Source organism: Desulfoluna sp. CLI2B (assembly GCF_056847375.1).
In genome coordinates, this window is the sequence record NZ_CP186557.1 from 421,744 (window position 1) to 446,422 (window position 24,679).

At 59.1% G+C, this 24,679-nt stretch carries 23 protein-coding genes; 20 read left to right on the forward strand and 3 right to left on the reverse strand.

The genetic code is table 11. From position 1 onward, the window contains the following. Positions 1 to 317: 317 nt before the first annotated feature. Positions 318 to 2,933 carry a 1-acyl-sn-glycerol-3-phosphate acyltransferase gene (locus ACOYW2_RS02065; protein WP_482769222.1) on the reverse strand — a complete coding sequence of 872 codons (2,616 nt, stop codon included), beginning with the start codon at positions 2,931 to 2,933 and terminating at the stop codon, positions 318 to 320. Between the two features lie 787 nt (positions 2,934 to 3,720). Here ACOYW2_RS02065 and ACOYW2_RS02070 point away from each other — a divergent pair. The 4 genes from ACOYW2_RS02070 to ACOYW2_RS02085 all read left to right on the forward strand — a co-directional run bounded on the left by ACOYW2_RS02070 (position 3,721) and on the right by ACOYW2_RS02085 (position 7,137). Then, entirely contained in the window at positions 3,721 to 3,936 is a 216-nt protein-coding gene (locus ACOYW2_RS02070) for a hypothetical protein (RefSeq protein ID WP_092207469.1), read from the forward strand. 458 nt (positions 3,937 to 4,394) lie between these two features. Further along, entirely contained in the window at positions 4,395 to 4,751 is a 357-nt protein-coding gene (locus ACOYW2_RS02075) for a hypothetical protein (protein WP_482769223.1), read from the forward strand. A gap of 20 nt (positions 4,752 to 4,771) precedes the next feature. Further along, positions 4,772 to 6,007: a Glu/Leu/Phe/Val dehydrogenase dimerization domain-containing protein gene (locus ACOYW2_RS02080; protein ID WP_482769224.1), complete on the forward strand. Its 1,236-nt coding sequence runs from the start codon at positions 4,772 to 4,774 to the stop codon at positions 6,005 to 6,007. A gap of 38 nt (positions 6,008 to 6,045) precedes the next feature. Continuing rightward, complete coding sequence (locus ACOYW2_RS02085) at positions 6,046 to 7,137, forward strand: Glu/Leu/Phe/Val dehydrogenase (protein ID WP_482769225.1); 1,092 nt, start codon at positions 6,046 to 6,048, stop codon at positions 7,135 to 7,137. Positions 7,138 to 7,205: 68 nt separating this feature from the next. On the opposite strand, the gene ACOYW2_RS02090 is transcribed toward ACOYW2_RS02085, so the two are convergent. Together ACOYW2_RS02090 and ACOYW2_RS02095 are read right to left on the reverse strand one after the other, a co-directional pair. Beyond that, complete coding sequence (locus ACOYW2_RS02090; RefSeq protein ID WP_482769226.1) at positions 7,206 to 7,508, reverse strand: hypothetical protein; 303 nt, start codon at positions 7,506 to 7,508, stop codon at positions 7,206 to 7,208. Then, on the reverse strand, positions 7,505 to 7,957 hold the full coding sequence (locus tag ACOYW2_RS02095; RefSeq protein ID WP_482421507.1) for a 1-acyl-sn-glycerol-3-phosphate acyltransferase: 453 nt from the start codon (positions 7,955 to 7,957) through the stop codon (positions 7,505 to 7,507). The genes ACOYW2_RS02090 and ACOYW2_RS02095 overlap by 4 nt, the downstream gene beginning before the upstream one ends. Positions 7,958 to 8,547: 590 nt before the next feature. Here ACOYW2_RS02095 and ACOYW2_RS02100 point away from each other — a divergent pair. The 16 genes from ACOYW2_RS02100 (at position 8,548) to ACOYW2_RS02175 (ending at position 24,597) form a co-directional block, all read left to right on the forward strand. Then, positions 8,548 to 9,987: a flagellar hook-length control protein FliK gene (locus ACOYW2_RS02100; protein ID WP_482769227.1), complete on the forward strand. Its 1,440-nt coding sequence runs from the start codon at positions 8,548 to 8,550 to the stop codon at positions 9,985 to 9,987. 64 nt (positions 9,988 to 10,051) lie between these two features. Beyond that, complete coding sequence (locus tag ACOYW2_RS02105) at positions 10,052 to 10,927, forward strand: flagellar hook assembly protein FlgD (RefSeq protein WP_180136872.1); 876 nt, start codon at positions 10,052 to 10,054, stop codon at positions 10,925 to 10,927. Between the two features lie 15 nt (positions 10,928 to 10,942). Continuing rightward, positions 10,943 to 12,784 carry a flagellar hook protein FlgE gene (locus ACOYW2_RS02110; protein ID WP_482415005.1) on the forward strand — a complete coding sequence of 614 codons (1,842 nt, stop codon included), beginning with the start codon at positions 10,943 to 10,945 and terminating at the stop codon, positions 12,782 to 12,784. A 386-nt stretch (positions 12,785 to 13,170) separates the two neighbouring features. Continuing rightward, complete coding sequence (locus ACOYW2_RS02115) at positions 13,171 to 13,620, forward strand: flagellar basal body-associated FliL family protein (protein ID WP_482769228.1); 450 nt, start codon at positions 13,171 to 13,173, stop codon at positions 13,618 to 13,620. Positions 13,621 to 13,626: 6 nt separating this feature from the next. Then, on the forward strand, positions 13,627 to 14,604 hold the full coding sequence (fliM, locus tag ACOYW2_RS02120; RefSeq protein ID WP_482769229.1) for a flagellar motor switch protein FliM: 978 nt from the start codon (positions 13,627 to 13,629) through the stop codon (positions 14,602 to 14,604). A gap of 16 nt (positions 14,605 to 14,620) precedes the next feature. Beyond that, the gene (fliN, locus tag ACOYW2_RS02125) at positions 14,621 to 14,938 is read left to right on the forward strand and encodes a flagellar motor switch protein FliN (protein WP_180136868.1); all 318 of its coding nucleotides are present in this window, start codon (positions 14,621 to 14,623) and stop codon (positions 14,936 to 14,938) included. A gap of 13 nt (positions 14,939 to 14,951) precedes the next feature. After that, complete coding sequence (gene fliO / locus ACOYW2_RS02130) at positions 14,952 to 15,353, forward strand: flagellar biosynthetic protein FliO (RefSeq protein ID WP_482421512.1); 402 nt, start codon at positions 14,952 to 14,954, stop codon at positions 15,351 to 15,353. Next, a complete protein-coding gene (gene fliP, locus ACOYW2_RS02135; RefSeq protein ID WP_482769230.1) occupies positions 15,343 to 16,116 on the forward strand; it encodes a flagellar type III secretion system pore protein FliP in 774 nt (257 codons plus the stop codon). Before fliO ends, fliP begins: the two co-directional genes overlap by 11 nt. A 13-nt stretch (positions 16,117 to 16,129) precedes the next feature. Then, entirely contained in the window at positions 16,130 to 16,399 is a 270-nt protein-coding gene (gene fliQ / locus ACOYW2_RS02140; RefSeq protein WP_180136866.1) for a flagellar biosynthesis protein FliQ, read from the forward strand. Positions 16,400 to 16,403: 4 nt separating this feature from the next. Next, positions 16,404 to 17,195, forward strand: a complete 792-nt coding sequence (fliR, locus tag ACOYW2_RS02145; RefSeq protein ID WP_482769231.1) for a flagellar biosynthetic protein FliR — start codon at positions 16,404 to 16,406, stop codon at positions 17,193 to 17,195. Beyond that, complete coding sequence (gene flhB, locus ACOYW2_RS02150; RefSeq protein WP_482415011.1) at positions 17,188 to 18,249, forward strand: flagellar biosynthesis protein FlhB; 1,062 nt, start codon at positions 17,188 to 17,190, stop codon at positions 18,247 to 18,249. The genes fliR and flhB overlap by 8 nt, the downstream gene beginning before the upstream one ends. A 169-nt stretch (positions 18,250 to 18,418) precedes the next feature. Next, on the forward strand, positions 18,419 to 20,542 hold the full coding sequence (gene flhA, locus ACOYW2_RS02155; protein WP_482415012.1) for a flagellar biosynthesis protein FlhA: 2,124 nt from the start codon (positions 18,419 to 18,421) through the stop codon (positions 20,540 to 20,542). Then, complete coding sequence (gene flhF, locus ACOYW2_RS02160; protein WP_482769232.1) at positions 20,532 to 21,719, forward strand: flagellar biosynthesis GTPase FlhF; 1,188 nt, start codon at positions 20,532 to 20,534, stop codon at positions 21,717 to 21,719. Before flhA ends, flhF begins: the two co-directional genes overlap by 11 nt. Beyond that, positions 21,664 to 22,614: a MinD/ParA family protein gene (locus tag ACOYW2_RS02165; RefSeq protein ID WP_482769233.1), complete on the forward strand. Its 951-nt coding sequence runs from the start codon at positions 21,664 to 21,666 to the stop codon at positions 22,612 to 22,614. The genes flhF and ACOYW2_RS02165 overlap by 56 nt, the downstream gene beginning before the upstream one ends. 108 nt (positions 22,615 to 22,722) lie before the next feature. Continuing rightward, positions 22,723 to 23,484 (forward strand): FliA/WhiG family RNA polymerase sigma factor, encoded by a 762-nt coding sequence (locus tag ACOYW2_RS02170; RefSeq protein ID WP_246317682.1) that lies wholly within the window; start codon positions 22,723 to 22,725, stop codon positions 23,482 to 23,484. A 6-nt stretch (positions 23,485 to 23,490) separates the two neighbouring features. Beyond that, positions 23,491 to 24,597, forward strand: a complete 1,107-nt coding sequence (locus tag ACOYW2_RS02175; RefSeq protein WP_482769234.1) for a hypothetical protein — start codon at positions 23,491 to 23,493, stop codon at positions 24,595 to 24,597. Positions 24,598 to 24,679: the final 82 nt, after the last annotated feature.

The following is a 24,679-nucleotide window of genomic DNA, read 5'->3' on the forward strand; positions in this document are numbered from 1 at the left end:
CTTTTCCCTCAGCCCCGAGGGGCTGAGGGAAAAGAGAGCTACAGACTTATTAAGTCCAAAGCATATGATTCGCCAGTATCAGTGACGTGGCCGAAATTGCTCTCGAATCCTGTTTGTCAAACTTTTTAAAAGTTTGGCCCCCGGCAGGGCCCCCGGAGGCTTTTTTGATCTCAACAGTGACGCCCTTTTTATCTATTCACCAAAAAAGCCGTGGGCCACTCCAGCGAGTCGCCCACGGCTTTGATTCATCACGTGACAGCTCCAACCGAAGCTGCTTAAGGTCCTTTAGCCTTTAGCCTTTAGCCTTTTTAGCCAAGCTATTTCTCCATCACCTCCAGGTAGTGGCGAATGGAGTTTTTGTAGAAGGAGTGGGTGGCTTCTCCGCTGGTCTCGTCGAGGATGCCCTTGTCCTTGAAGTGGCGGACCGCGTTTTTAAAGGTGATGTCACTCAGGGCCTCGGGGAGTTCGATCTCGTTTACCTTGAACATTTTTTTCCCGAGGGTCTGGCACTTCTTCACCATGGCTTTGCCGTCCAGCTTGGATGCCTTTTTGGACTCATAGGCGGTGAGGGCCACCAGGTACGACTCCAGGTAGGTTCTGAGGAACCGGGAGAAGAGGGTGAGCTTTCTCAGGCCGTCCGGGGTGATCTCGTAGGTGTCCGGGCTGGATTCGTGGGGCACGATGGTGTGGGTATCGATGAAGGCCTTGAGGTCTTTTCGCACCATGTACTCCGAGGTGGCCGTGCGGTTGAACGCAAACTCCGGGTCAAAGAGATCGGCCAGGAAGTCGTAGGCTTCCAGGAGCTCGCCCGCCTGGAACTGGAAGCGGTTGACCTCCTTGATGGCAAGGGCAGTCATGGCCGCGGAGATGAAGTGGATGATGCAGTTGTTTTTGTAATAGTCCAGAACGGGGCGCTGGCCGTCGGGAAGGTTGAAGACCGTTCCCGGGTCCAGGTGGCCTTTGCAGTCGGAACCGCACTCCAGGAATTTTCGCCTGACGTAGCTGTCCAGAACGCTCTGGAATGATCGCTCCCGGTTTTCCCCAAGAGAGTCGGCCACCCAGACGTCCATGGCGTCCAGGTGATCGGTGTAGAGGCGGATATCTTCCAGGGCCTGCTCAAAGGTGAAGCGTTTTTTCATGCTGTTGAGCACTGCGCTTGCCACGACTCCGTACGGGGTGGCGATGGAGACATCGTTGATGCTGTTGATGATGCGGTAGCCCAGGTCGTTGCAGAAGGTGTTGTGCTGATCCGTGTCCATGGCCTTGAAGTCGAGCCCCTGCTCTTTGACCACGTCGGACAGGGAAATGGGCTCATGGAAGTTGACGTACACTTTGCCGTAGCGGCGTTTCAGGAAACGGCGCGCCTTGATGAGCTGGCCCAGGTTTTCCGACTCTTTGTCCCCGCCTTCCACTTCGTGGAGGTAGGCGTCCTCTTCCAGCACCCTGTCGTAGCCGAAGTAGACCGGCACGAACTGCAGGTCCTCGCAGGCCCCTTGCCTGCAGGCGTCCACCAGCATGGAGAGCAGGCCAACTTTGGGAGAGAGGAGCTTACCGGTCCGGCTTCGGGTGCCTTCGATGAAAAGCTCCACGTTGAACCCTTCGGAGAGGAGCTTGGACATGTACTCGAAGAAGACCCGGGAGTAGAGCTTGGCCCCTTTAAAGGTGCGGCGCATGAAAAAGGCGCCCCCGCCCCTTAAGACAATGCCCAGGGGCCAGAAGGAGAGGTTTCGTCCTGCAGCGATATGGGGGCAGGGCATGTTGTGCTTTTTAAAGACGTAGGAGAGGATCAGGTAGTCCAGGTGGCTCTTGTGGCAGGGGACCAGGATCAGCGGGGACTGCTTGGAGCGGATCTTGACCCGGGCGATCCCTTTTTTATCGGTGACGATGCCTTCAAAAAGGCTCTTGAAGAGACGGTCCAGGAAAACCTCGAAGATGCGGATCCATCGGGAGCTGTAGTTGGCGGCAATCTCGTCGAGATAGGTGTCCGCCTTCTTGTGGACCTCCTGCAAGGGGGTGTCGCTCTCTTCAGCGTGCCGGATCATAAAGTTCTTGAGGGGCTTTCCTGTGAGGATGCTCTCGCGGATCTCCTGGCGGCTTTTCAGGACCGGGCCGGTGATGGTCTGGCGGTGGCGGTTGAGCTGCTCGATGAGCTCGCGGCGCAGAAGCAGGGCCTGTTCCCCCAGGGACTTTTCTTCCATGCCCGGGGCGGCCAGCCAGGTCTTGAGGCAGACCGGGTCGCAGAACTCCACAAAGCTCTCTTTGTTGCGCTTGAAGATGCCGGCAAGGCGCCGGACCTTTCCCGGGCGCTCCCGGGTCCCGAAGAGGATGTCGAAAAAGGAGAGGCCGCTTTTCTTGGGCTTCATGGAGAAGATCATCACTTCGGGGATGATGTACAGGGGGCGGTCGGTTTCGGCCTGGAGTTCCAGCAGGCAGGCAATGGGATCGGTTTTGGATTTGACGAAGCTTCGGTAAAAGGCATCCCGTCCGATGAGGGGCAGGATGGCTGTTTTGCCGTTTAAGAGCTGGTTTTTGAAGTGGCCGCTTTCCACGGGGTCGGGCACGGAAAAATGACGGAAAAAATAGCGGATGTGAGAGCCCATGATCCCCAGGAGGTGGCCGAGGGGCTGCCATGCGTAGATGGTGCAGTCAAAGCCGATGGTGGGGAAGGGCAGGCCCATCTGTTTGAGCCGGGTGTGAAAGTAGAGAAAAGAGAAGTGGCTCCGATACTTGGACGCATAAACAAAGATGCCGTTTTCGTCCAGTTGGGTGATCTTTTCTTTCTCCGTCTCGGAGAGCACGATGTTTCTGAACATGAATCGGCGCAGCAGATCGGAGACGGCGCCCCCTCTTTCGGGGATGTAGTTCGAGTAGTGGACCCGCATGGCATCGCCCACGGGGGTCTTGGTTTTGCGTTTTCGTCGAAAAGTCAACATGTCTCAAAAATTCCGATTGTTTGGGTGTCCGGATTGCGAAGCGGCCTTGGCTGGCAGGATGCCGAAAGGCACGGCGGCACACGTGGCAAGGCACTTGAACTCTTTTTGCTTAAGTTGCATCGCAGCGGTATAAAAAAAGCCTGATCAGAACCTGCTTCGGTGGGTCAAAACAAAGAAGCGGGGCTGAGCTATCCAGGGCCCCGTCGTATCCAGGCAAGGGGCTCTTGGGTTTAACGCTTGTAAATAATATAGATCCTGTGATTGTGCAACTCTATTATCCCGGGTGAGACGGGGTGTGCGCTTTCAAAGGTCCACTATTTCAGGTGGTTGGGCTGGCTGCTACAGAGTCGGTGGTCATCCGCCTTCGGGATGTTGTCACTCATCTTCAGGGGTACCGGGGCTCTGTCAGACACCTTGCTACGCATCATGGATAAATTAAGGTGGCATGTGATGCATCCTTCCATGAAATCCTGTGGTAAAAGAGACAATGAACGGTCGTTCATCGCTGCTAATCACTCGTAAATTTATCGGGATTTGGGGTTGCGTAGAATCCGTTGATATGGTACCTTCCACAAGTTATATTCTAAAGAGAAACAGGCGTTATGCAGGGCTCTATTTTGTTGAAATGACATACGTATCCAGTTTGTATTTCGTTGTTTTTATCAAGGTTTAGCCTGCCGCCTCTCCCGCCGGTGTCATCGGCAGTGTTCTTTCGTAAGGATCCCCGGTTGGGGAGATTATAAAGTTAAAAATAAAGAAAATTTATGCTTAAAGGAGGAACTGGTTTATGAAGACGTTAATCGGTGGTGCTATTGCAGCGGTTCTTGGCCTGATTGGTATTGCGGTATGGTTTGATGCACTGCTTCAGCTTCTTGCAGGAACAGTACCCGCGCTTCTTCTTCTCGGTGGCGCACTCGCTCTTTACCTCGGCTTTGACGAGCTGAAGGAATCCTGGAAGAACGACGAAGGGGTTGAGGAAGAAAAACCCGCCGAGAACGACTAGTCAGTTTTTTCAAAGTTCCAAGTGCTTTGTTGGAAAGCCCTGTGGCGTCTTGTCGCCCCAGGGCTTTTTTTGTGCACGCGCTTCCGGGCCCATGAATGGGCGGCTGGTCGGGGCCGGTTTATTTATCTGCCGCAGCGGCGTTCAGAAAATTTACCCCCGGGAACCGGTTTCGGGTTATAATCGTCTGTAACCGAACACAACGCTTCATTTTTCCAGCCTTCGGGGCGCTCGCCTGTGGCCTTCTTCGCGTTTCCCTCCTGTTGTGGCCAGGCGCTCCGGAAAGGAGCCATCATGGAGACCACCCCAGACGTATTGTACCATCTCACGGACAGCGGTGTGCGTGACAAGTTGCGCGGCATGGACAACCGCTTTGTGTCCGATAAAGAAGATGGTCCTCACAACCATCTCCGCCACGCCTACGACCTCGAACCCGACACGTCCTGGATGCCATCGAGACCGTGCTGACCAAGACCGATCTCGGTCCCTATTTTTACCGGTCCCTTGCCACCGAGGAGATCGCTTTCCTTATTGCGGGAAGCCGTTATCAGGAGGCGATGCTCAAAAACCGCTACGCCTCCGGAAGCGGGGAGGGGATCAACGTCACCGGCCGTTTCGGCAACAAGCACCTCTTTTTCATTTCCGAGACACGGGAGCTGGTACGTGAAACCCTGGAGGCCATCAAGGCCCTGATGCGGGAACACCCCATGCAGAGCTTTCGCATGAGTTCCTATGTGGTCTGCCTGGAAGGGAACCCGGAGGCCAACCGCCGCTTGTATATTGTGGAAGGGGAGACCCCCGGTGACAAACGGGGTTGATGACGAATGCGGCCCAATATATGGAGGAGAAGCTGGGGAAGGTGGCCGGTAAAAAGGAGGTGATGGATTTTTTGGGGACCGCCACCGAGCGGTTTGTCCATGCCCTTCTCCACAATCAGCGGATCCGTACCCTTGAGAACTATTTTACGGCCTGGAACCGGGTGGTGCGTCGCTTGAAAAAGGGGACGACGGTTCACATCTGCATCGACCAGAACATCATCGCCGATGAACCGGTCCCGGAACGAAGGCTCCAGCTCTGGCTCCCTTACGAGAATTTTCGGAACAACCTCACGACCATCGAAGGTATTTTCGACAAAAAGGGCATCCCCTTTACCCGGCAGTATTTTGAAACCTTTGTCATGGCCAACCGGCGCATGGTGGCCTTTTCCACCTATATCGCCGATGCCCTCATCACCCCGGAGCTCGACGGGTTTCTGCGAAACGAGCTTGCCACCCGCTCCATGCTGATGAAGAGCGACCCCATTCCCACGGGGCAGATAGGGGACTTTCTGGGTAACCTTGCGCTGGCCGATTACAGGGGAAAGCTTGCCTATCTGGGCCGGATGCAGGCCCACCGCCACAAAGAGTATCTCATTCCGTTGGTGTATCTTCTCTCCGATGAGAGCCAAAGGGTAAGGAAGGTGGCCTTTGACACCATCAGGAACTACCTCATGGCACCGGACGGGGAGATGAAGAGCGACTACTATTGGGCCACCCTCTACCATATTTTTGCTGCGGCCACCGTTCCCGTGGAGATCCCCGGGGCCGGAAAAAGGGCCCTTTTCGGCGATGAGATCTCCCGGCTGGTCCGGTTTCGAGGGATTCATTACGAAAACTATTTTGATGATCACTCCGGCAAGAGCTGCCTTTTTATCCGCATGAACGGGGAGGGCATCGGCAAAGGGGGAATCCGCTGTCACAAAACCCATGTCTCCTTTTCCGGGGAGGGGGCCCTGTCCACCAACATGCTGTTCAAGAGCCTCGGGCTCGGGATTCCCTATTATGCCACGGGCAAGGGTGGGATTCTGGGTAGCCTTGGGACGGGAGAGGTGCGCGAGCGGGTCCTTGCCGCCTACGGCCGATTTTTGTTTAAAAAGGCGGGGATCGGGCCCTTTTCCGATGTGCCGGCAGGGGATGTGGGGGTTGGACCGCAGGAGATCGGCACGCTCTTTGAGGTGATCACCGACGAGGTCTCCCGCGCCGGTGATCGCCGAAGGGAGCCTGGAAGTGGCTTCTCGAGAAGGCAGAGCGCCTGAGGCGCCATTTCGGTATCGATGTGGGGAACAAGGCTCTTGTGACAACCCTTGCGGCAGACCGGGAGGAGGTCAAGGGGTATACCTCCTCGGCCATCACCGGAAAGCCCGGGGGGCGCGGCCTGGCCCTGCGGACCGGTGCCACGGCCCGGGGGCTTTACGAGGTGCTGGCGGTGCTCAAAGGGTTTCATCGGTACAACGATGCCGACCTCTGGCTGAACCCTGCGCGCATCGATGAAGCCCTGGACACGGAACCCCAGTTCTATCACGCTGCAGACGCCAACATTCGCATGCTCTCCTTTGCCGTTCAGGGGTTTGGTAAGGTCGGAGGGGCCTTTGCCGCCATCGTTCACGGCAAAGGCGCGTCCATTCACATGATCTCCGATGCCGGGGGCACCCTGGTGAATCTGCGGGGTATTCCCCAGGTGGACGAGCTGGCTCGAGGGGCTGCTTCCGGCAAGCTGCTGTCCGAGATGGCGGATGACACCATGGGTCGATTTGTGGAAGGGGACACCACCCGGCCCCTTACCGCCACGGTGGATGTGGTGGTGCCCGCTGCCCTGGAGGAGGTGGTGACCCTGGACGCGGAGATGCGGACCGGTGCTGTCCATGCCTCCCGGGTGGATGCGGATTATATCCTGCAAGGGGCCAACGGCCCCCTGACCCCCGAGGCCGAGACCTACCTGGAGGACAGGGGGCGCATTTCCATCCCCGATATCCTGGCCAACGCAGGCGGGGTCCTGGGGTCGTATCTCGAATGGGTGGACGGGCTGATCAAGATGTTCGGGTATGGAAAGGTCCGCAAACACGGATTGGTGCACCCCGTGGTGCAGGGGCTGGTGTCCCGGCATTACGGCGATGGCGCAGAAGACGAGCTCTACGCCGTGGATGAGCTGATCTACAGCCGGGCATTCCGGTTTATCATGCGGGGCACGGCCATGGGGAGCGCTAAGCTGGCTTCGGAGCGGCGCATCTCCCTGCGTACGGCCTGGATGGCTGAAGGCATTGGGGCTGCGGCCCGAGAGGGGCGCCTGGACGACAGCTTCAGCGACCGCGTGGATCACCTGAGGCGCCATTTTGCCTCGCCCACGCAGGGTGGACCGCAAAAGGTGAGGCCGGTGGTGGCGCGGTAAGGGGACGGGGTGGTGGTGTAAGGCGGATGTTTTTGAACGTGCGGCCCGAGAAGGGCCGCACGTTTTATTTATGCGTTGAGGCTGGGGCGGGGGCCGTCGGGGCCGGTGATCTCTCGGTAGTAGGCGGAAAGGAAGCGCAGGTCGCTCTCCATGTCTCCGGTGGGAGAGAAGAAGACGCTGGAGCTGTCCACGTAAGCCCGGGTGTCGGCGTCGATGGCGTCGTTGCCGGAGAACACCTCGGCTTCGCCGTACTGGTCCGGGTATTTGCCGGTGACGTTGCTGTAGAACCCCTTGATGAGATCCATGTCTGCCTCAATGTCCCCGGTGGGGATCAAGGCCGGGCCGAAGCCTCCCATTTTCAGGGTAATCATAGATTGAGCCACTGGAAACGGAATCCTGCTCCGTTGGCGATATGGTAAAAACCCGTCTTCCAGTACCGGGCCTTGGACCGGGTACCCTCAGGCGGAATGATGAGGACAAGCTTTTCGTTTTCATTGAAGGCTGCAATGGATTGCTCCACGGTGTTTCCGGCCTTGGTCCGGTCGATGGCGATGCCGCCGAGCCAGCGCATGATGGGGCCGGCCGGGCCTTTGAAGAGGGTGTGCTTGCCCATCCAGAAGACCTTGACGCGAAGCTTCAGGGCGATGCAGATGGTCCAGATAAAGTCCCAGTTGGAGGTGTGGGGGGCGGCAATGCCGACGTATTTGTCCACGGTGGGCAGGGTGCCGACGGCTTTCCAGCCCCCGGCTTTCAGGGTCATGATGGCTGCCCAGCGCATGATGGTGCGCAGGATAGGGGTATCAAAAACAGTGGTTCTCATGGTGCCTCTTGGGTCACAGGTGTCAGGAAAATGGCAGACCGTCATAAATGATGCCTGGAAAAAAATGGCGAGACGTTGTGGAGGGAAAAACCCTTGCAGTGGTGAGCGGTTACAGCGTCGTTTCGTTTTTTTACATTGTCATCACCTTTCGGAAGCCTCGGGTCGACCGGTGGTGCCATGGGTAACATAGCAAAATATATACCCGAATGGGTGCAAAAAGATAACATATTTGAATGGTATGGTAAAATTTCTGGTGGCTCGGCGTGTGGATCGTGGCTGGCGGGGCGAATGTACAATTGGTGATCTGTTTATGTACGGAGAATGAACATGCCGCGGGCGGGGCAGAAATTTCCCTTCAGGCGTCAAAAGGGAAAATTGTGCTGGGGTGGAGGATGTGTGATTGGCTTGGTTTAATATCCTGAAAATATAGTAATTTGAATTGACATTGGAAGGTTGGCATGGGCTTTGCTTTTTGTCTGAGGGCATGCGGTGTCCCACCGGTGGGGCCCGCAAGCCGAACGCACCTGATGACACAGGGTGGGGGCATTACGGTAACCCCAGGCAACCCAACCGGGAAAGTGAAGAGGTTCATGCAGACAGCAGTTCAAACCACATCGGAAGCAACCTCGGGCCTTCAGGCCGCGGGCAGGCAACGCGGGGCAAAGGGAAAACAGCCCGGCGGCTTTGCCGCTCTCCTGACGGCTTTCTTCGGAAAAGGCAACGCGGCCAAGGGCATGGCTCCTGAAACCAAGGGGGAGGGTGCCGAAGCCGGGACATTATTAAAGGGAAAGGCCCCGTCGGGTAAAAAGGCTGCTCTTTCCATGGCGGAAGGAAAGGGGCCGGTTAAAAAAGGCGCGTCCGCCGAGGCAGAGGACACCAAGGGCAATGGCGATGAGGCGGTGGCCGAGCTTCTTGCCGGGTTGGCGGTCTCCCCGCTGGTTCCGGTTGTGAAATCAGGCGGCCCCGCGTTGGCAGAGGGCCCGCTGGAACACGGACCGGAAAAAAGTGCCGGGGTACCCGGAAAGCCCGGGGCAAAGATGCCCTTTACCAAGGGGGGCATGGCGCCCGGCCCCGCTCAAGGGGGTGGCGCAGCCGCAGCCGGCAAGGTTCCTCAACCCGCTGGAGAGGTGGGGGTAGACCGCTTCGCCGAGATGGTTCGCGGTGCCGCTGAGGGGAAGAAAGCCACGCGGCAGGAGACTCCTCCGTTGTCTGCGCCTGGCACATCCCCTGCCTCCGCGGACGCTAAAGTCCCGGCTGCAGCCGCAGGCATTGCAGAAGGACTTGGCAACACCCTGGCACGTTCCGGGAACCGGGCCACAGTGCGCGGGGCAAAAGCAGCGTCCCCTGCAGAGGTCGCTCTTGATGACACCGGGGCAGCCCGGCTGGCCAAGAAAGATCATCCGGCCATGGCTCCCGGCCCCGGAGCCCGACCCAGAACGGCTCCGGTGGACGAGCCTGCGGCTGCTCCCCTTCAATCCGTAAAGTCCGTTGGGTCCGACCGTGCAGGCGCCCCGGTGGTGCCCACCCCCTCGGACGTGGTGGCAGCCGCCGCAAGCGAGCTGGAGCCTTCCTCTTCGGTGGATACGCCCAAAAGCGGGCTGACCCGTCAGCTGGCCCTTCAGGTGGGGCGGCAGATTTCCACCTCCTTGAAAAAGAACGATCGCGAAGTGACGTTTCAGGTGCGTCCCCCCTCCCTGGGGCGGATTCAGATACGCATCGAAAAAGAGGGCGAAGGCGTTTCGGTACGCATCGTCTCCGAAAAAGAGAAGGCAGGAGAGATTCTTGCTGCAGGCAAGCATGATCTCCGGGCCCTCATGGCCGACCACGGGATTCGCCTGGACCGCATTGAGGTGGCCACCGGGGCGACCATGGACTTCATGGCCCAGAACGGCGGGGGTATGGAAGGCCGTAGCGGAAGAGGGCGTTCCAGCCCTCGGCAGGGCGGCCAGGGCGGAACGGGAGAACCCGAAGGCGAGGCCTCGGGCCCGGCCAAGCGAGAACACGAGGGCGCCATCAGCGTGGTGGCATGAGCAAGGGGCGGATGCGATGGCGCCCAGACAGGGAATCATCGGTGATAATCAGTAAGGAGAGCGCATGACAACGCCGGGAGTTGAGAGCACATACAACAACCGATCCATTTTCCTCGACGGCCAGTCCCATAACAAGACCGGCCGCACAAAGGATGAGGACGAGGCCCTGGGAAAAAACGCCTTTCTCACCATGATGGTGGCACAGATGAAAAACCAGGATCCCCTGAACCCTCTGGACGGAACCGATTTTACCGCGCAGCTGGCCCAGTTCTCCGGGCTGGAGCAGCAGGTGAACATGAACGACAACTTAAAATCCCTGCTGGCCGTGAACCAGGCCAGCAAGGAGGAGAACAACATCTTCGACTACATCGGCAAGGAGGTGGTCTCAAACGGCAACCCCGTCTCCCTCAGTGCCGGTAGTGTAACCTCCGGCGGGCACTACACCCTGAAGGAGCCGGCCAGGGTCAGCGTGATGGTCTACAACCCCGACGGCGTCCTGGTCAAAGAGATCAGCTCCGGTACCGACTTCATCTCCCAGGGCCGCCAGCAGATCGCCTGGGACGGCACCGATGAAGACGGCAACCGTCTTTCCGACGGCAAGTATGTTTACAAGATCATCGCCCGTAATGCCAAAGGCGACTACGCCTCCGTCTCCACCACCGATCGCGGGATGGTGGAGGGGGTAACCCGGGAGGGTGGGCGCAGCTTTCTGGTGGTGGACGGCCGCAAGGTGGCGCCCGGGAGCGTGGCCACGGTGGTGGCCCCTGAAAAACCCCCGGTGGCAGCCGGTCCTTCACTGCCGGGCGGTGCCGTGCCCGGGGGGCTTCCCCCGGAGATCGCCGCTCAATTGTTCGGAACCCAAGGGGCTCAGCCCCGGGCAGCCATGGCTGCCGCACCGCAGCCCCAGGCAGCTCCGTCTGCCGATGGCGGAAACCGATAGAGGAGAAATCAACGCATGTCACTTACCAGTTCACTCTTTTCAGGCGTCAGCGGCCTCTCGGCCATGGGCAATGCCATGACCGTCATCGGCGACAACATCGCCAACGTCAACACCATCGGTTTCAAATCCAGCCGGGTCACCTTCCAGGATGTCCTGAGCCAGACCGTGGCCACCAACTCCGGAAGCGCCCAGGTGGGGCGCGGTACCTCCGTGGGCGAGATCGCCGGACAGTTTGCCCAGGGGTCCTTTGAATCCACGGAGTCCCCCACGGACCTTGCCATCGGCGGTGAGGGCTTCTTTATCGTGCGTCACCCCAAAAACGAAGCCGAGCAGTACTTCACCCGGGCCGGTGAGTTCCGGTTCGACAAGGACGGCAACTTCACCACCCCCTCTGGCTACATCACCCAGGGGTGGGCTGTTCGTCGAAACGAGGCCACGGGTGACGTGGAGGATGTGGGCTCCATCCAGGATATCCAGCTGGAGTCTTTTACTTCGCCCCCGGAAAAGACCAACAAGATTTCGGTCATCACCAACCTGGACGCCAGGGGCAAAGACAACACCGTGGGGCCCGGAGTGCCTTTGTCCACGGCCTGGGACGGACGCCCCGGCGCGGGGATCAACATCAGCGACCTTGCCTTTGAGTACCAGACCACGGTCAAGGCCTTCGACGCCCTGGGCAGTACCCATGACCTCACCCTCTACTTTGACAAGGGCGCAGGGGACGGCAGCTACGAGTACATCGTCACCTGCAACCCGGAAGAGGACATGAGGGACATTTTCAACTCCGATGAGGACAGGGGACGGGGCCTTCTGGGACGTGGTACGCTGAACTTCACCACCGACGGCCTGCTGGCAAGTCAGACCTTTGAACGGTTTGTGGGCAATTCCGGTGGCAACCTCACCGTGGCCAACTCCACCTGGACCAGCGGCACCCCCAAGGTCAGCGGCGACTGGAGCGGCGATCCCGCGGTCCTGGCCGGCGGCCCCCCCGCCACGGAAACCTACAGCTTTACCGTGGCCCCTTCCGCCACAGCGGCAGATCCCGCGGCAGACCCGGCTGCAGGCGGCGGAATCGTGGGCACCAACCCCATTGTCCTGAACTGGACGGCGGCAGGCAGCGGCAAGACCGGCACCATCACCGTGCCCGCAGACTTCAAGAACGGGAATTCCGTGGAAGGCCCGGACGGCATTGTCCTGCGCCTGGAAGAGGACACCAGCGTGGCCGTGGGAAGTACCTTTGATGTGGTGATCTCCGCAGGGGATCCCGACGCTCTGGACAACGCCGACGGTTGGTCCGACATGAGCGGTGATTTCCAGAACCAGCACTTCACCGTGGCCGCCGACTTTTTAGGGGGCAACAACCGCACCACGGAGATGGGCATCGAGCTGGACATGGGCATCGCCTTTGACGGCACCAACTGGGCCCCTGCAGGGCTCTCCTCCACCCAGTTCGCTTCAGCCTCCACCACGGTGTTCCAGTCTGCCAGCGGCTACGGGGCGGGCAGCCTCCAGAACATCAGCGTGGACGTGGACGGCGTCATCACCGGCCAGTACTCCAACGGCCAGGTGACCCCGCTCTTCCGTGTGGCCCTGGGCAAGTTCCAGAACGTTCAGGGGCTCTTCAAGGAAGGGGGCAACCTCTTCAGCGAGACCCGTCTCTCGGGCTCAGTGATCACCAACCGTCCGGGCACCAACGGTCTGGGCAGCCTGGCCCCCAACTCCCTGGAGCAGTCCAACGTGGACATGGCCTCTGAGTTCGTGAAAATGATCACCAACCAGAGGGCCTACCAGGCCAACTCCAAGATCGTCACCACCGTGGACACCATGCTTGGGGACACCATCTCCATGAAGCGATAGCCAGGGTATCTATGGCTTTTTTATAAAACGCGGCCGAACCGGGGAGCATTGCCCGGGGCCGCGTTTTTTTTGTTCGGGTGTCATGTTTTTGACGATTCTGCCGATACCTGAAAAAGAGGGGGTGCGTCGCAGGGACGCTTGTTATGGGCCGCCTGTGTTGCAATACCTCGAAATACATCGAACTTTTTTGAGCCCTTGCCGAGAAAAGGGGAATCCAAGGGGCGTTGGCACGGTGGTTGCTCTACCTTCGGGTGGCGCGCTTGGGGCTGTATCCGGGGCCCGTGGCATTTCCAGTGGGCGTCTCAAGTCCCTGTCGGGCATATCCGGCTAATCCCCTTGGGGTTTGGAGACACAACGAAGGCGAAAGGCGAGTCATGCCGGGTTTCTTGAAAAATAAAAAAATGGTGATCATCCTTGCGGGATGCCTTCTTCTGGCTGTAGCTTGTGCCGGTGCGGCGTGGTTTCTTCTCGGGCAACCCGACGAGGAGGTCGCCGCGGATACCGAGCCCCTGCCGCCGCGTCACAAGGAGCCCTTCCAGGCCCTGTGGCCCCTGACGGACATTCAGGTGCCCCTTTCCGGGCGCATGGGGGACCGGACCCTGACCCTCGGGTTCAGTTTTGACCTCAACTCCGAGGGGCTGGCCGAGGAGATGACCCTTCGCAAGGAGGAGATCGTCGAGGCCCTGGGCCTTGCCCTTGCCGGGCGGTCCGTGGAGGAGATGGAGCGCAGCGGAAGCAGGGTACGCCTTAAATACGAGACCCTGCGCCTGGTCAACGGTCTTCTGGAGAGTGGGCGCGTCAAAGGTGTTTATATTACTGAATTTTTTATCCTGTAGGTGGCCATGAGCGATATTCTGTCACAGGAGGAGGTGGACAGCCTCCTGTCCGGCTTGAGCACCGGAGACATTGAAACGGAGACCGAATCGGGCCAGCCCGACCCCGACGGGGTGCTTCCCTACGACTTTACCAGTCAGGACCAGGTGGTGCGTGGGCGTATGCCCACCTTTGAGGTCCTGAACGACCGGTTTGCCCGGGAGATCCGCACGAGCCTGTCGGCCCTTCTGCATACCAACGTGGACATTGCGGCAGAGTCCCACGACATTCTCAAGTTTGCCGAGTTCGGCCGCAGCCTGCCCGTGCCCACGAGCCTCCATGTGTTCCGGCTGGAGCCCTTGAGGGGCCACGCCCTGTTTGTCATGGAGAGCCGCCTGGTCTTCAACCTCATCGACCAGTTTTTCGGAGGCAAGGGCAACTCCACGGCCCGGGTGGACGGCCGGGAGTTTACCAGCATCGAGCAGGCCATGATCCTCAAGGTGGTGAAGGCCTGCCTCAAGGATTTCGAGACGGCCTGGATGCCGGTGGAGCAGGTGCATCCCGCCATGGTCCGGTCCGAGGTGAACCCCCAGTTTGCCGCCATTGTCATGCCCACGGACCTGGTTATCGTCTCCCGCTTTGAGGTGGAGCTGGAGCAGTCGGCGGGTACCCTCATCGTGTGCATTCCCTATGCCATGATCGAGCCCATCCGCGGCAAGCTCTCTGCCGGGTTCCAGGCGGAAACCGAGGACGTGGACTACACCTGGCAGAAACGCCTCAAGGAGATCATCTTCGACTCCGAGGTGGAAATGCAGTGGCTCGGGTTACAGCTCATTCCCGGTAGACGCCTCATCGGCCTGAAGGAGGGGGATGTCATCGAGTTGACCCAGGATGCCTCAGACACCCTTCTGGCCATGGTGGGCGGCGTGAAGAAGCTCAAGGGCTTTGCCGGGACCCAGCGTGGGTTCCAGGCCTTCAGCATTGAAGAAAAACTCTACACCCGATAGCAAAGGGACAGACCTAATGGAAGATAACAACGGCAACAAAACTGACGAAATGGACGATTTCGGAGCCGAAACCCAGGACATCGATTTTATCCTGGATATCCCCCTGGAACTCTCCGTGGAGCTGGGCCGTCGAAAGATGCTGGTCAACGACCTGCTCCAGCTTGGCCAGGGCTCCATCGTGGAGCTGGACAAGCTCGCCGGCGAGCCCCTGGAGATCTACATCAACAGGAAGCTGGTGGCCCGGGGCGAGGTGGTGGTGGTCAACGAGAAGTTCGGCGTACGTTTAACCGACATCATCACCCCCATGGAACGGGTGCGCAGCTTAAGGTCGTAAAGGGGGAAAGGCCGTGGAGGCGGGAGCGGTACAGGATATCTCAGCGATTCCCGATATGGGGGCGCTGGTGCTGAAAACCGGGGGCATGCTTCTTGTTGTGCTGGCCGTGCTCATGGGCGTTGTGTTTCTTTTGAAGCGCATCGGCGGGATGCGGCAGCTTGCGGGCCAGGGAGCCGTGGCGGTACGGGGGACTTACCATTTGGGCCCCAAGGAGCGCCTCATGCTCGTGGATGTGGAGGGCGTGCGCCTGCTTCTGGGGGTGACCCCGGCCGGGATCAGTACCCTGCATACCTTTGGTGAGGTTGAGGCCATAGCCGATGCGGACGAGGCCTCTCCGTCCTTTTTCGAGACCCTGCTCAGGCGCCGCATGGCCAGGGGCGAAGCAAAGCAAGGGGAGGCCCCGGATGAGACGTGATCGCAAAGGGCTGATAAGGCACTTTTGCCCGGCTGCTTTCATCGGGGTGTTGTTCCTTTTGCCCGTGAGTGCCTGGGCTGAGTTTCCCATCCCCTCCCTTCAGATCGGGGTGGGGCAGGCCACCACTCCTTCGGAGGTGGGCGTCGCCCTGGAGGTGCTGGCCCTTCTCACGGTGTTGGCCCTGGCCCCCACCATTCTTATTCTCATGACCTCCTTTACCCGGGTGGTGGTGGTGTTCCATTTTCTCCGCCAGGCCCTGGCCACCCAGTCGGCGCCCCCCAACCAGGTGCTGGTGGGGCTGGCCCTGTTCATTACCTTTTTTGTCATGAAGCCGGTGTGGCAGGAGGCCTACGATAAGGGGCTCAATCCATACCTGGAGGAGAAGATCCCCTTTACCGAGATGGTCCGTGAGGTGGAAAAGCCGGTGAAAAAGTTCATGCTGGCCAACACCCGGGAAAAGGACATCGCCCTCTTTGTCAAGGTCGCCCGGGACAAGCGGCCGGAGACCCACGACGATTTGCCCCTCACCACCCTGGTACCCGCCTTTGTCATCAGCGAGCTGCAGACGGCCTTTATCATCGGCTTTCTCATCTATGTTCCCTTCATTATCCTGGACATGGTGGTGGCCAGCGTGCTTCTCTCCATGGGCATGATGATGCTGCCCCCTGTGATGATCTCTCTTCCCTTCAAGCTCATGCTGTTTGTGCTGGTGGACGGCTGGAACCTCATCGTGGGGTCCCTGGTCAAAAGCTTTGGCGTATAAGGAGGCTGCTGATATGACCCCTGAATTTGTGGTGACCTTTGCCAAGGAGAGCATCATCTTGACGTTGCTGCTCTCTGCTCCCATGCTGCTTCTGGGTCTTCTGGTGGGTCTGTTGATTTCCATTTTTCAGGCGGTCACCTCCATTCAGGAGATGACCTTGAGTTTTGTGCCCAAGATCGTGGCCGTGCTTTTGGGGTTTCTCTTCTTTTTGCCCTGGATGCTGGAGAAGATCACCACCTTTACCATCCGGGTGATCGAAAACATCCCCATGTACATCCGGTAGGCCCATGGAGATCCTCAACTTTCCCACCGCGGAGTTCCGCATCTTCCTGCTGGTGCTCTTAAGGGTGAGCACCCTTCTTTTTCTTTTCCCCTTTTTCGGCAGCCCGGTGATCCCGGTGCGGGTGAAAACCGCCCTCTCCCTGGTGCTGGCCTTTACCCTCTGGCCCGTGGCGGCCAAAACCGCCCCGGTGTTTCCGAACGGGACCGTACCCATGGTGATCACCATGGGAGCGGAGTTGATCCTCGGGATGTGCCTGGCCCTTTCCGCCCGTCTCTTTTTTGCGGCGATACAGCTGGCAGGGGGCATCATCAGTTTTCAGATGGGTTTTTCCATGATCAACACCATCGATCCCCAGTCCGGGTCACCCATGGCCATCATGAGTCAGGTGGGGTATCTCGTGGCCACGCTCCTTTTTCTGGCCTTCGGGGGGCACCATGTGGTGATCACCGCGTTGGCCGACAGCTTTTTCCTGGTGAAGCCCGGGGGGTTGCTGCTCACCCAGAGCCTCTGGAACACCCTGGAGACCCTGGTCTCTGCCATGTTCACCGTGGGCATACGCGTGGCGGCTCCAACAATGGTGGCCCTTTTCTTTACGAGCTGTGCCTTTGGCATGTGCGCCCGTTTTGTGCCTCAGATGAACGTTCTGGTGCTTGCTTTTCCGGTGAAGATCGCCGTGGGGCTTTTTCTCTTTGGCCTGACCCTTCAGGTGATTCACATCATGGTGGGGCGCTTTGTGGGGGACTATGCCACCCTTCTCACCCACATGCTGGAGATGATGGGAGGCACCCGTGGCTGAAGACTCCATGCAGGAGAAAACCGAACCGGCCACCCCGAAAAAACGGGAGAAGGCACGGGAAGAAGGGGACGTGGCCCGAAGCGCCGAGCTGCCGTCGGTTTTTGTGCTTTTGGGGGCCATTTTCATTCTTTTGTTGACCTCCAGCTTTATCTCCGGGCATTTTGAGGATCTCTTCCGGGACGCCTTTGCCTTTGAGTCGGTGGAGGCGCTGACCCTCAAGGCCGTGGTGGATTTGTGTTTCCATATGGGGGGGCTCTTTCTCCTCATCATGGCACCGGTGCTTCTGGCGGTGTTTGTGCTGGGGCTTTTTTCCAATGTGATCATGGTGGGGTTTGTCATTTCACCCAAGGCGGTGATGCCCAAGATCGAGCGCATCGATCCCATCAAGGGGTTCCAGAACAAGTTTTCCCTCCATGCCGTGGGGGAGCTGGTCAAGAGCCTGGCCAAGCTCACCATCATCATCTATGTGGCGTGGCTGGTGATCAAAGGGGAGCTCTCCCGCATTCCCCTTCTCTACGATGAGTCGGCCCTGCGGATTTTTCTCTACATGGGGCGGGTGGCCTTTAAGATCTTTCTCGCCGTGACCCTGCCCATGGTGGCGGTGGCGGTGGCCGATTACGTTTTTCAGCGCTGGCGCTTTGAGGAAAAGCTCAAGATGACCCGCCAGGAGGTCAAGGAAGAGCACAAGGAGATGGAAGGGGACCCTTTGGTGAAGTCCCGTATTCGAAACCTCCAGATCGAGGCCTCCAGAAAGCGGATGATGCACGAGGTGCCCGACGCCGACGTGGTGGTGGTCAACCCCGTGCGACTGGCCGTGGCCATCTCCTACAAGCCGGGGCAGATGGCCGCCCCCAAGGTGGTGGCCAAGGGCGCTGGAAAAATTGCCCAGCGGATCCGGGAGATTGCCCGGGAAAACGGGGTTCCCCTGGTGGAAAATCGCCCGTTGGCCCGGAATTTGTATAAAGTAGTGGAGGTGGGCAGGGAGATCCCCGACGACCTCTTTCAGGCGGTGGCAGAGCTTCTCGCCTACGTATTCCGACTCAAGGGGCGGTAATGTAATCGCTTTTTGATGCAAAAGACGTGTCGGGACGCTGCCCGCAAGGCCCGGCACCAGGGGGTGACAAAGGAGCGGCAGGGAGGCGGGGTGACAAAATCATGACGCCCGCCGACGGATATCGGACGCAGCCGGACAACACTTCTGATCAGAGCAGGACAGACACGAGATGGCAAGCAGCACAGGCAACGCGCCCCCTCTTTTGGGGGCATTGAAAAAGGAGTCGGCGGAGATCGCCGTGGTGGCAGGCGTCATGGGGATCCTCACCGCCATGATTCTTCCCCTGCCCGCCGTGATTCTGGACCTGCTCCTGGCCCTGAACATCACCCTGGGGATCATCGTTTTGATCACCACCATTTATACGGTGAAACCCACGGATTTTGCCGTGTTTCCACCGTTACTCCTGGTGCTGACCCTGTTTCGCCTGGCCCTGAACGTGGCCTCCACCCGCCTGATCCTTCTCCACGGCAACGAGGGTGCCTCGGCCGCGGGCTCCGTGATCCAGGCCTTCGGTAATTTTGTGGTGGGGGGCAACTACGTGGTGGGCATGGTGATCTTTGTCATCCTGGTCATCGTGAACTTCAAGGTCATCACCGCCGGTTCCGGCCGTATCGCCGAGGTGGCGGCACGATTTACCCTGGACGCCATGCCCGGCAAGCAGATGGCCATCGACGCCGATTTGAACGCAGGCAACATCGATGAGGAAGAGGCCCGGAAGCGCCGAGAACTCATCGCCCGGGAGGCGGAGTTCCACGGGGCCATGGACGGTGCCAGCAAATTTGTCAAAGGCGATGCCGTGGCAGGCATCATCATTACGGGCATCAATATTTTGGGCGGCATCGTCATCGGGGTGATGCAGCTGGACATGGACGTGGCCACGGCCGCGGGGAACTACACCCTGCTCACCGTGGGGGACGGGCTGGTGAGCCAGATCCCTTCCCTTGTTATCTCCACATCTGCCGGTATCCTCGTCTCCCGCTCCGGCTCCGAAGGGCGCATGGGCGAGGAGTTTGCCAAGCATATTTTCTCCAGTGCCTTTCCTATTTACGTCGGCTCGGTTATCGTGTTTCTGTTGGGGCTGGTTCCCGGGCTGCCCGGGTTTCCCTTTATGATTCTGGGGCTGGGCCTGGCCGGAGCGACCTATGCCTTCGGTCCCCGGGAAGGCGAATCCGTGGACGAGATGCCCCCCGACGAAATGGAGGAGGCCCCGGCCGACTCCGGTCCAGATGACGTGGAGAGCCTCCTGGCCATGGACAGCATGGAACTGGAGGTGGGCTACGGGCTCATCTCCCTGGTGGACCGGAATCAGGACGGCAGCCTCCTGGGCCGCATCAAGGCCATCCGGCGCCAGTTTGCAACGGAGATGGGCATTGTGGTGCCCCCCATCCACATCCGCGACAACCTGAAACTGAAACCCTCCGGGTACCGCATGCTGATCCGCGGGGTGGAGATGGCCGCAGGCGAGATGATGGTCAACCACCTTCTGGCCATGGACCCCGGAGACGTGAACCAGACCATCGACGGCATTCCCACCCGGGAGCCGGCCTTTAACCTACCGGCCATCTGGATTCCCATGGAACGGGAGGAAGACGCCAAGTTTGCCGGGTACACGGTGGTGGACACCTCCACGGTCATCGCCACCCACATCACCGAGGTGGTGCGAAACAACGCCTACGAGCTGCTTGGGCGCCAGGAGGTGCAGGCCCTTCTGGACAACCTGGCCAAGTCCAGCCCCAAGGCCGTGGAGGAGCTGGTGCCCTCTCTTATGACCCTGGGCATGGTGCAGAAGGTGCTCCAGAACCTGTTGCGGGAGCGGGTCTCCATCCGGGACCTTCTCACCATTGTGGAGACCCTGGCCGATTACGCTCCCATGAGCAAGGACACGGACCTGTTGACCGAGTATGTGCGCCAGCGCCTTGCAAGGGGCTTTCTCTCCCAGTACCAGCAAGGGGACGGCTCGTTGCCCGTGATCCTCCTGGATCAGCCTCTGGAAGACCAGCTCAGCGGAGCCTTGCAGAACTCCGAAGGGGGCGCCTGGCTCGCCCTGGACCCCATGGTGTCGGAACAGGTCATCATGGCAATTCAAAAGGAAGTGGACCGAAATATGGGATTGAATGTTCAACCGGTGATTCTCTGTTCGCCGGTGTTGAGACGGCATGTTCGGGCCCTTATCGAACCCTGGATTCCATCGGTGATGGTGGTGTCCCACGGCGAGATTACCCGCAACATGAACATCAAGGCCACGGGCAAGGTCTCCCTGCCCGGCGGAATGGAGTCGGCCCATGGCAGTTAAGACCTTTACGGCAGGCAGTATGCAGGCGGCCGTGGCCAAGGTGAAGGAGAGCATCGGGGACGACGCCATCATTTTATCGACCCGGCGCATTCCTGTGGGGGTGAATAACCCGTACGGACGTGATATCTTCGAGGTGGACGCGGAAAAGCCCCCGGCAGGGAATACCGACTCCCTTTTTTCCGAGGCGGTCCCTGTGACCAAGGGCGGGGTTGACTCCCGTTCGGTGCGGGATATAACCGAAGAGAAACCTTCGCCCGAGGGATGGGCTGCCGTTCAGTCGGAGCTGGCAGCGTTAAAGGAGCTGATGCTTCTCTCCCAGCAGGCCGAGGAGGAGCGTCAGATCCTCCGGAACCCGGAAACCCAAAGTATTTTTACGACCCTGCTCCGTGCCGGGGTCTCGGATTCGCGGGCCCGTGAAGTGGTGGGCCGGGCCGAGGAAAGGCTTGCGAGCCGGGCAGGCGACGGCGAGGTGCCCGCCGACAGCATCGGGCGGGAAGTGTTGTCCCTGCTTGTGGGCCAGGTGAAGGTGGCCGATCCCTTCGGCCTTTCCGGCCGGGCGCAGGAAGGGCGCCAGGTGGCGACCTTTGTAGGGCCCACGGGATCGGGCAAGACCACGACCATCGCCAAACTGGCGGCGGAGCTGTTTTTAAAGCAGGGGAGAAAGGTGGGACTCATCTCCGTAGACAGCTACCGCATCGGCGCCATCGATCAACTCAAGACCTACGCCTCCATCATGGGCATTCCCTTTGTTCCGGCCTTCAGCCGGGAGGACCTGGTGTCGGCCCTCTCCAAGCTGGAGCGCTGCGAGGTGATCCTCGTGGACACGGCCGGCCAGAGCCATCTGGATACCGCCCGCATGGAGGAACTCAAGACGATCCTGGGCAGTGGCGTGCCCCTGTCGGTGCACCTGGTGGTGAGCGCCGTCACAGGGCGCCTGGATGCCCGGGAGGTGGTGCAGCGATTTTCGGTCTTAAGGCCGGAGACCCTTGTCTTTACCAAGGTGGACGAGACAAGGCGCGCCGCATCGATTTTCGACACCATGGCAGAAGCCCGGCTTCCCTTATCGCTCATTACCAATGGGCAGAGGGTGCCGGAGGACCTGGTGGTCGCAGACAGAAAAAGTGTGCTGGGGCTGGTCCTTTCAAACCCCTCTCAAGAAACCGACATGGAGCAATAGTACAACAGTGGATCAGGCAAGCAGTCTTAGGGAAATGGTTAAGGGCAGAGGGGCCTCTTCCGTTCGCAGGGGGGGCTTACGGGCATCTTCCACGCGCGTGATTTCCATCACCAGCGGCAAAGGAGGCGTGGGCAAGACCAATATGGTGGCCAATCTCGCGGTGGCTTTTGCCGACATGGGAAAGCGGGTGTTGATCTTTGACGCCGACATGGGGCTGGCCAACGTGGACATCATTTTCGGGATTCACCCGAAGTACCATGTGGGGCATGTCATCACCGGCGAGAAGGAGCTATCCGAGGTGATCACGCCGGCTTCCGGTCGGGTGGGGGTGATTCCGGCTGCGTCCGGGGACACGGCCTTTGCTGATCTTACCGAGGGGCAGAAGTTGAGTCTTTTGGCTGAATTTGAGGGCCTGGATAACCTTTACGATATTATGTTGATCGACACGGCGGCCGGGATTTCCTCAAATGTAATTTACTTTAATTCAGCTGCTGAAGAGTGTATAGTGGTCGTTACCGGTGAGCCGACGTCGGTAACCGATGCCTACGGCATGATCAAGGTCATGTTCCTGAACGGCACCAAGCATTTCAAGTTGCTCGTCAATATGGCCCGCGGCCTTCAGGAAGCCAAGGCGGTCTACGCCACCTTGAGCCAGGCGGCGGACAGGTTCCTTAAAGGGGTTGTGCTTGAGTTTGTGGGGTACGTTCCCTTTGATGATCATTTGAGACAAGCTGTCGTCGGGAGAAAACCCGTAATTGAGCAATACCCTGCAGCCGCATCAAGCAGAAGTATTACTAAAATAGCTGAACAGATCCTCAAATCCCCGTCCGGAACACCCGGTACCGGCAACATATCGTTTTTCATGAACCGCCTGATTTCCGGGGAGAACCCCTAGCGCCTTCAGCGGTCAGACAGTCGAGGGGGGGAGAGGTCCATATCTGCGACCGTTGGCAGGCGATATATTTCGCCGGTGACGGGCGTGTCGGATAATCGGATCGTTTGCATGACGTCTGCCTACGAAAAGAAAATGGAGAAGAGGCGATGCCACTTCTCACCGCTTGAACGGGATGAGATGATCCGCAAGTATGCGTATCTGGTGAAGTACATCGCCGGACGCGTGGCGTCTCGCCTTCCCGCCAACGTCGCCTTTGACGAGCTGGTGAGCGCCGGATCCTTGGGGCTTATCGATGCGGTGGACAAGTTCGATCCTGAAAAGGATGTGGGGCTCAAGACCTACGCCCAGTATCGCATCAAAGGGGCCATTCTGGATGAACTCCGAAGCATGGACTGGTACTCCCGATCCATGCGGAAAAAGATCCAGGACGTAGAGGCTGCCGTTCAGAAGATTGAGGCCCGCAAAGAGAGGCCCGCCAGCGACCTTGAGGTGGCTGAAGAGCTGGGCATGCCCCTTGAGAAGTACTACAAGACCCTTTCGGACATTCACAGCGCCGCCATTTTGAGTCTTGATGCGTGCATCCGCAACGACGACAGCGACGAGGGCAGCGGCAGTACCTTTTCCGAAGGCATCCGAAGCGAAGACGATCCTTCGGATTCGGTGATGAAAAAGGAGCTGAAACAGGTTCTCATCGAAGCCATCCAACGGTTGACGGACAAGGAGCAGACGGTTATCTCGCTGTACTACTACGAAGAGATGACCTTAAAAGAGATCGGCAAGATCATGGATCTCACCGAGTCCCGTATCTGTCAGATTCACACCCAGTCGCTGATCAAACTTCGATCACGCATTCGCCGGTATCAAAAGTAGCGCCGTATGTCCCGCCCCAATAGCCCATATGCCGATAATTTCGTTTCCCAGGAACAGATCGACACCCTGCTCAAAGGACAGGGTGACTTTGCGTTTCCAGATGGGGACGATTCCCTTGGGGATATTTCGGACTTTATCGATACCGATGAAATAGACCGCCTCCTGAGCGACGACGAACCGGAGGCCACCCCCGAATCCAGCAGGGAGGATGAGATGACTGACGAGCTGCTTCCTGAGGATGATGGCACAGACGACGAAGACCTTTCCATGATCTCCATGGACGATATCCAGCGAGTGCTCTCCGAGGCGGAGCCCGGGGCAGATCCCGAGGGGCCCCCAGATGAGCTCTCCCTGGATGATGTCCCCCCGGCAGATACCGGCGAGGCCGAGGGCACTGATGAGGATCTCATCAGCCAGGACGACATCGATCGCCTGCTGAAAAACAGCGGTGTGGATGCCGAAGAGCCAGCACCCTCCGGGGATGAGGGGTTCCAGATTTCCGATGAAGAGATCGAGACCATCCTCACCGACACCCTGGAAGACCCGCCCCAGACCCGCGCAGACGAGATCGAAACACCTCCCTCTGGAGAGCCTGTCGAGGCTGCGGACCCGGAACCCGCCCGGGAGTCCTCCGGCGGAAAGAAGAAGCGGTTGCTCATGGCGGCCGGTGTCGGCCTGTTTTTTATTCTGGGAGGGGTGGCAGGCTGGATATTTCTCAAAGGGGACGACCCTGCCGTTCCCGTGGCCCAGGTGGGCGAGTCCGCCGGGGTCGAGGAGGCGGAGGCTTTGCTGGACTCCGGTGAGCCCGGCGAACCCCAGGTGATCTCCCGCCTGGAGAATTTTCTTATCCCTGCCGCCGACGGAAACGACTACGCTTTTGTGGCCACACACGTGGTGCTTACCATAAGGGGGGTAAAAAAAGATCCCCTTGCAGGCTATGAAATCTTTTACCGGAAGCGCATCTACGATGAGCTTGCCGCACGGCTCGCCTCGGTGTCCGGGGAAAAACCCGTGGAGCGGGAGTTGCGTGAGTTGGTCCGCAAGACCGCCGGGGCCCTTCTTACCGAAGGGGTCATTGACCGGGTTGTTCTGGAGGGGTATCGCCTGATGTAGGCCCAGGGGGTGGCAAGGGGCCGTCGGTCCTTTGTGTTTGGTTCGCGAGATGTTTCGCCATGTTTTTTTTCAGCACGGATCT

What these genes read in the sequence shown, in the direction of transcription:
- ACOYW2_RS02110 (WP_482415005.1), top strand. Translation starts at nt 10,943, where the DNA reads ATGTCACTTACCAGTTCACTCTTTTCAGGCGTCAGCGGCCTCTCGGCC.
- ACOYW2_RS02095 (WP_482421507.1), bottom strand. Translation starts at nt 7,957, where the DNA reads ATGAGAACCACTGTTTTTGATACCCCTATCCTGCGCACCATCATGCGC.
- fliN (WP_180136868.1), top strand. Translation starts at nt 14,621, where the DNA reads ATGGAAGATAACAACGGCAACAAAACTGACGAAATGGACGATTTCGGA.
- fliQ (WP_180136866.1), top strand. Translation starts at nt 16,130, where the DNA reads ATGACCCCTGAATTTGTGGTGACCTTTGCCAAGGAGAGCATCATCTTG.
- ACOYW2_RS02080 (WP_482769224.1), top strand. Translation starts at nt 4,772, where the DNA reads ATGGAGGAGAAGCTGGGGAAGGTGGCCGGTAAAAAGGAGGTGATGGAT.
- fliP (WP_482769230.1), top strand. Translation starts at nt 15,343, where the DNA reads ATGAGACGTGATCGCAAAGGGCTGATAAGGCACTTTTGCCCGGCTGCT.
- fliM (WP_482769229.1), top strand. Translation starts at nt 13,627, where the DNA reads ATGAGCGATATTCTGTCACAGGAGGAGGTGGACAGCCTCCTGTCCGGC.
- fliR (WP_482769231.1), top strand. Translation starts at nt 16,404, where the DNA reads ATGGAGATCCTCAACTTTCCCACCGCGGAGTTCCGCATCTTCCTGCTG.
- ACOYW2_RS02105 (WP_180136872.1), top strand. Translation starts at nt 10,052, where the DNA reads ATGACAACGCCGGGAGTTGAGAGCACATACAACAACCGATCCATTTTC.
- ACOYW2_RS02100 (WP_482769227.1), top strand. Translation starts at nt 8,548, where the DNA reads ATGCAGACAGCAGTTCAAACCACATCGGAAGCAACCTCGGGCCTTCAG.
- ACOYW2_RS02065 (WP_482769222.1), bottom strand. Translation starts at nt 2,933, where the DNA reads ATGTTGACTTTTCGACGAAAACGCAAAACCAAGACCCCCGTGGGCGAT.
- ACOYW2_RS02175 (WP_482769234.1), top strand. Translation starts at nt 23,491, where the DNA reads ATGTCCCGCCCCAATAGCCCATATGCCGATAATTTCGTTTCCCAGGAA.
- ACOYW2_RS02090 (WP_482769226.1), bottom strand. Translation starts at nt 7,508, where the DNA reads ATGATTACCCTGAAAATGGGAGGCTTCGGCCCGGCCTTGATCCCCACC.
- flhF (WP_482769232.1), top strand. Translation starts at nt 20,532, where the DNA reads ATGGCAGTTAAGACCTTTACGGCAGGCAGTATGCAGGCGGCCGTGGCC.
- flhA (WP_482415012.1), top strand. Translation starts at nt 18,419, where the DNA reads ATGGCAAGCAGCACAGGCAACGCGCCCCCTCTTTTGGGGGCATTGAAA.
- ACOYW2_RS02170 (WP_246317682.1), top strand. Translation starts at nt 22,723, where the DNA reads ATGACGTCTGCCTACGAAAAGAAAATGGAGAAGAGGCGATGCCACTTC.
- ACOYW2_RS02070 (WP_092207469.1), top strand. Translation starts at nt 3,721, where the DNA reads ATGAAGACGTTAATCGGTGGTGCTATTGCAGCGGTTCTTGGCCTGATT.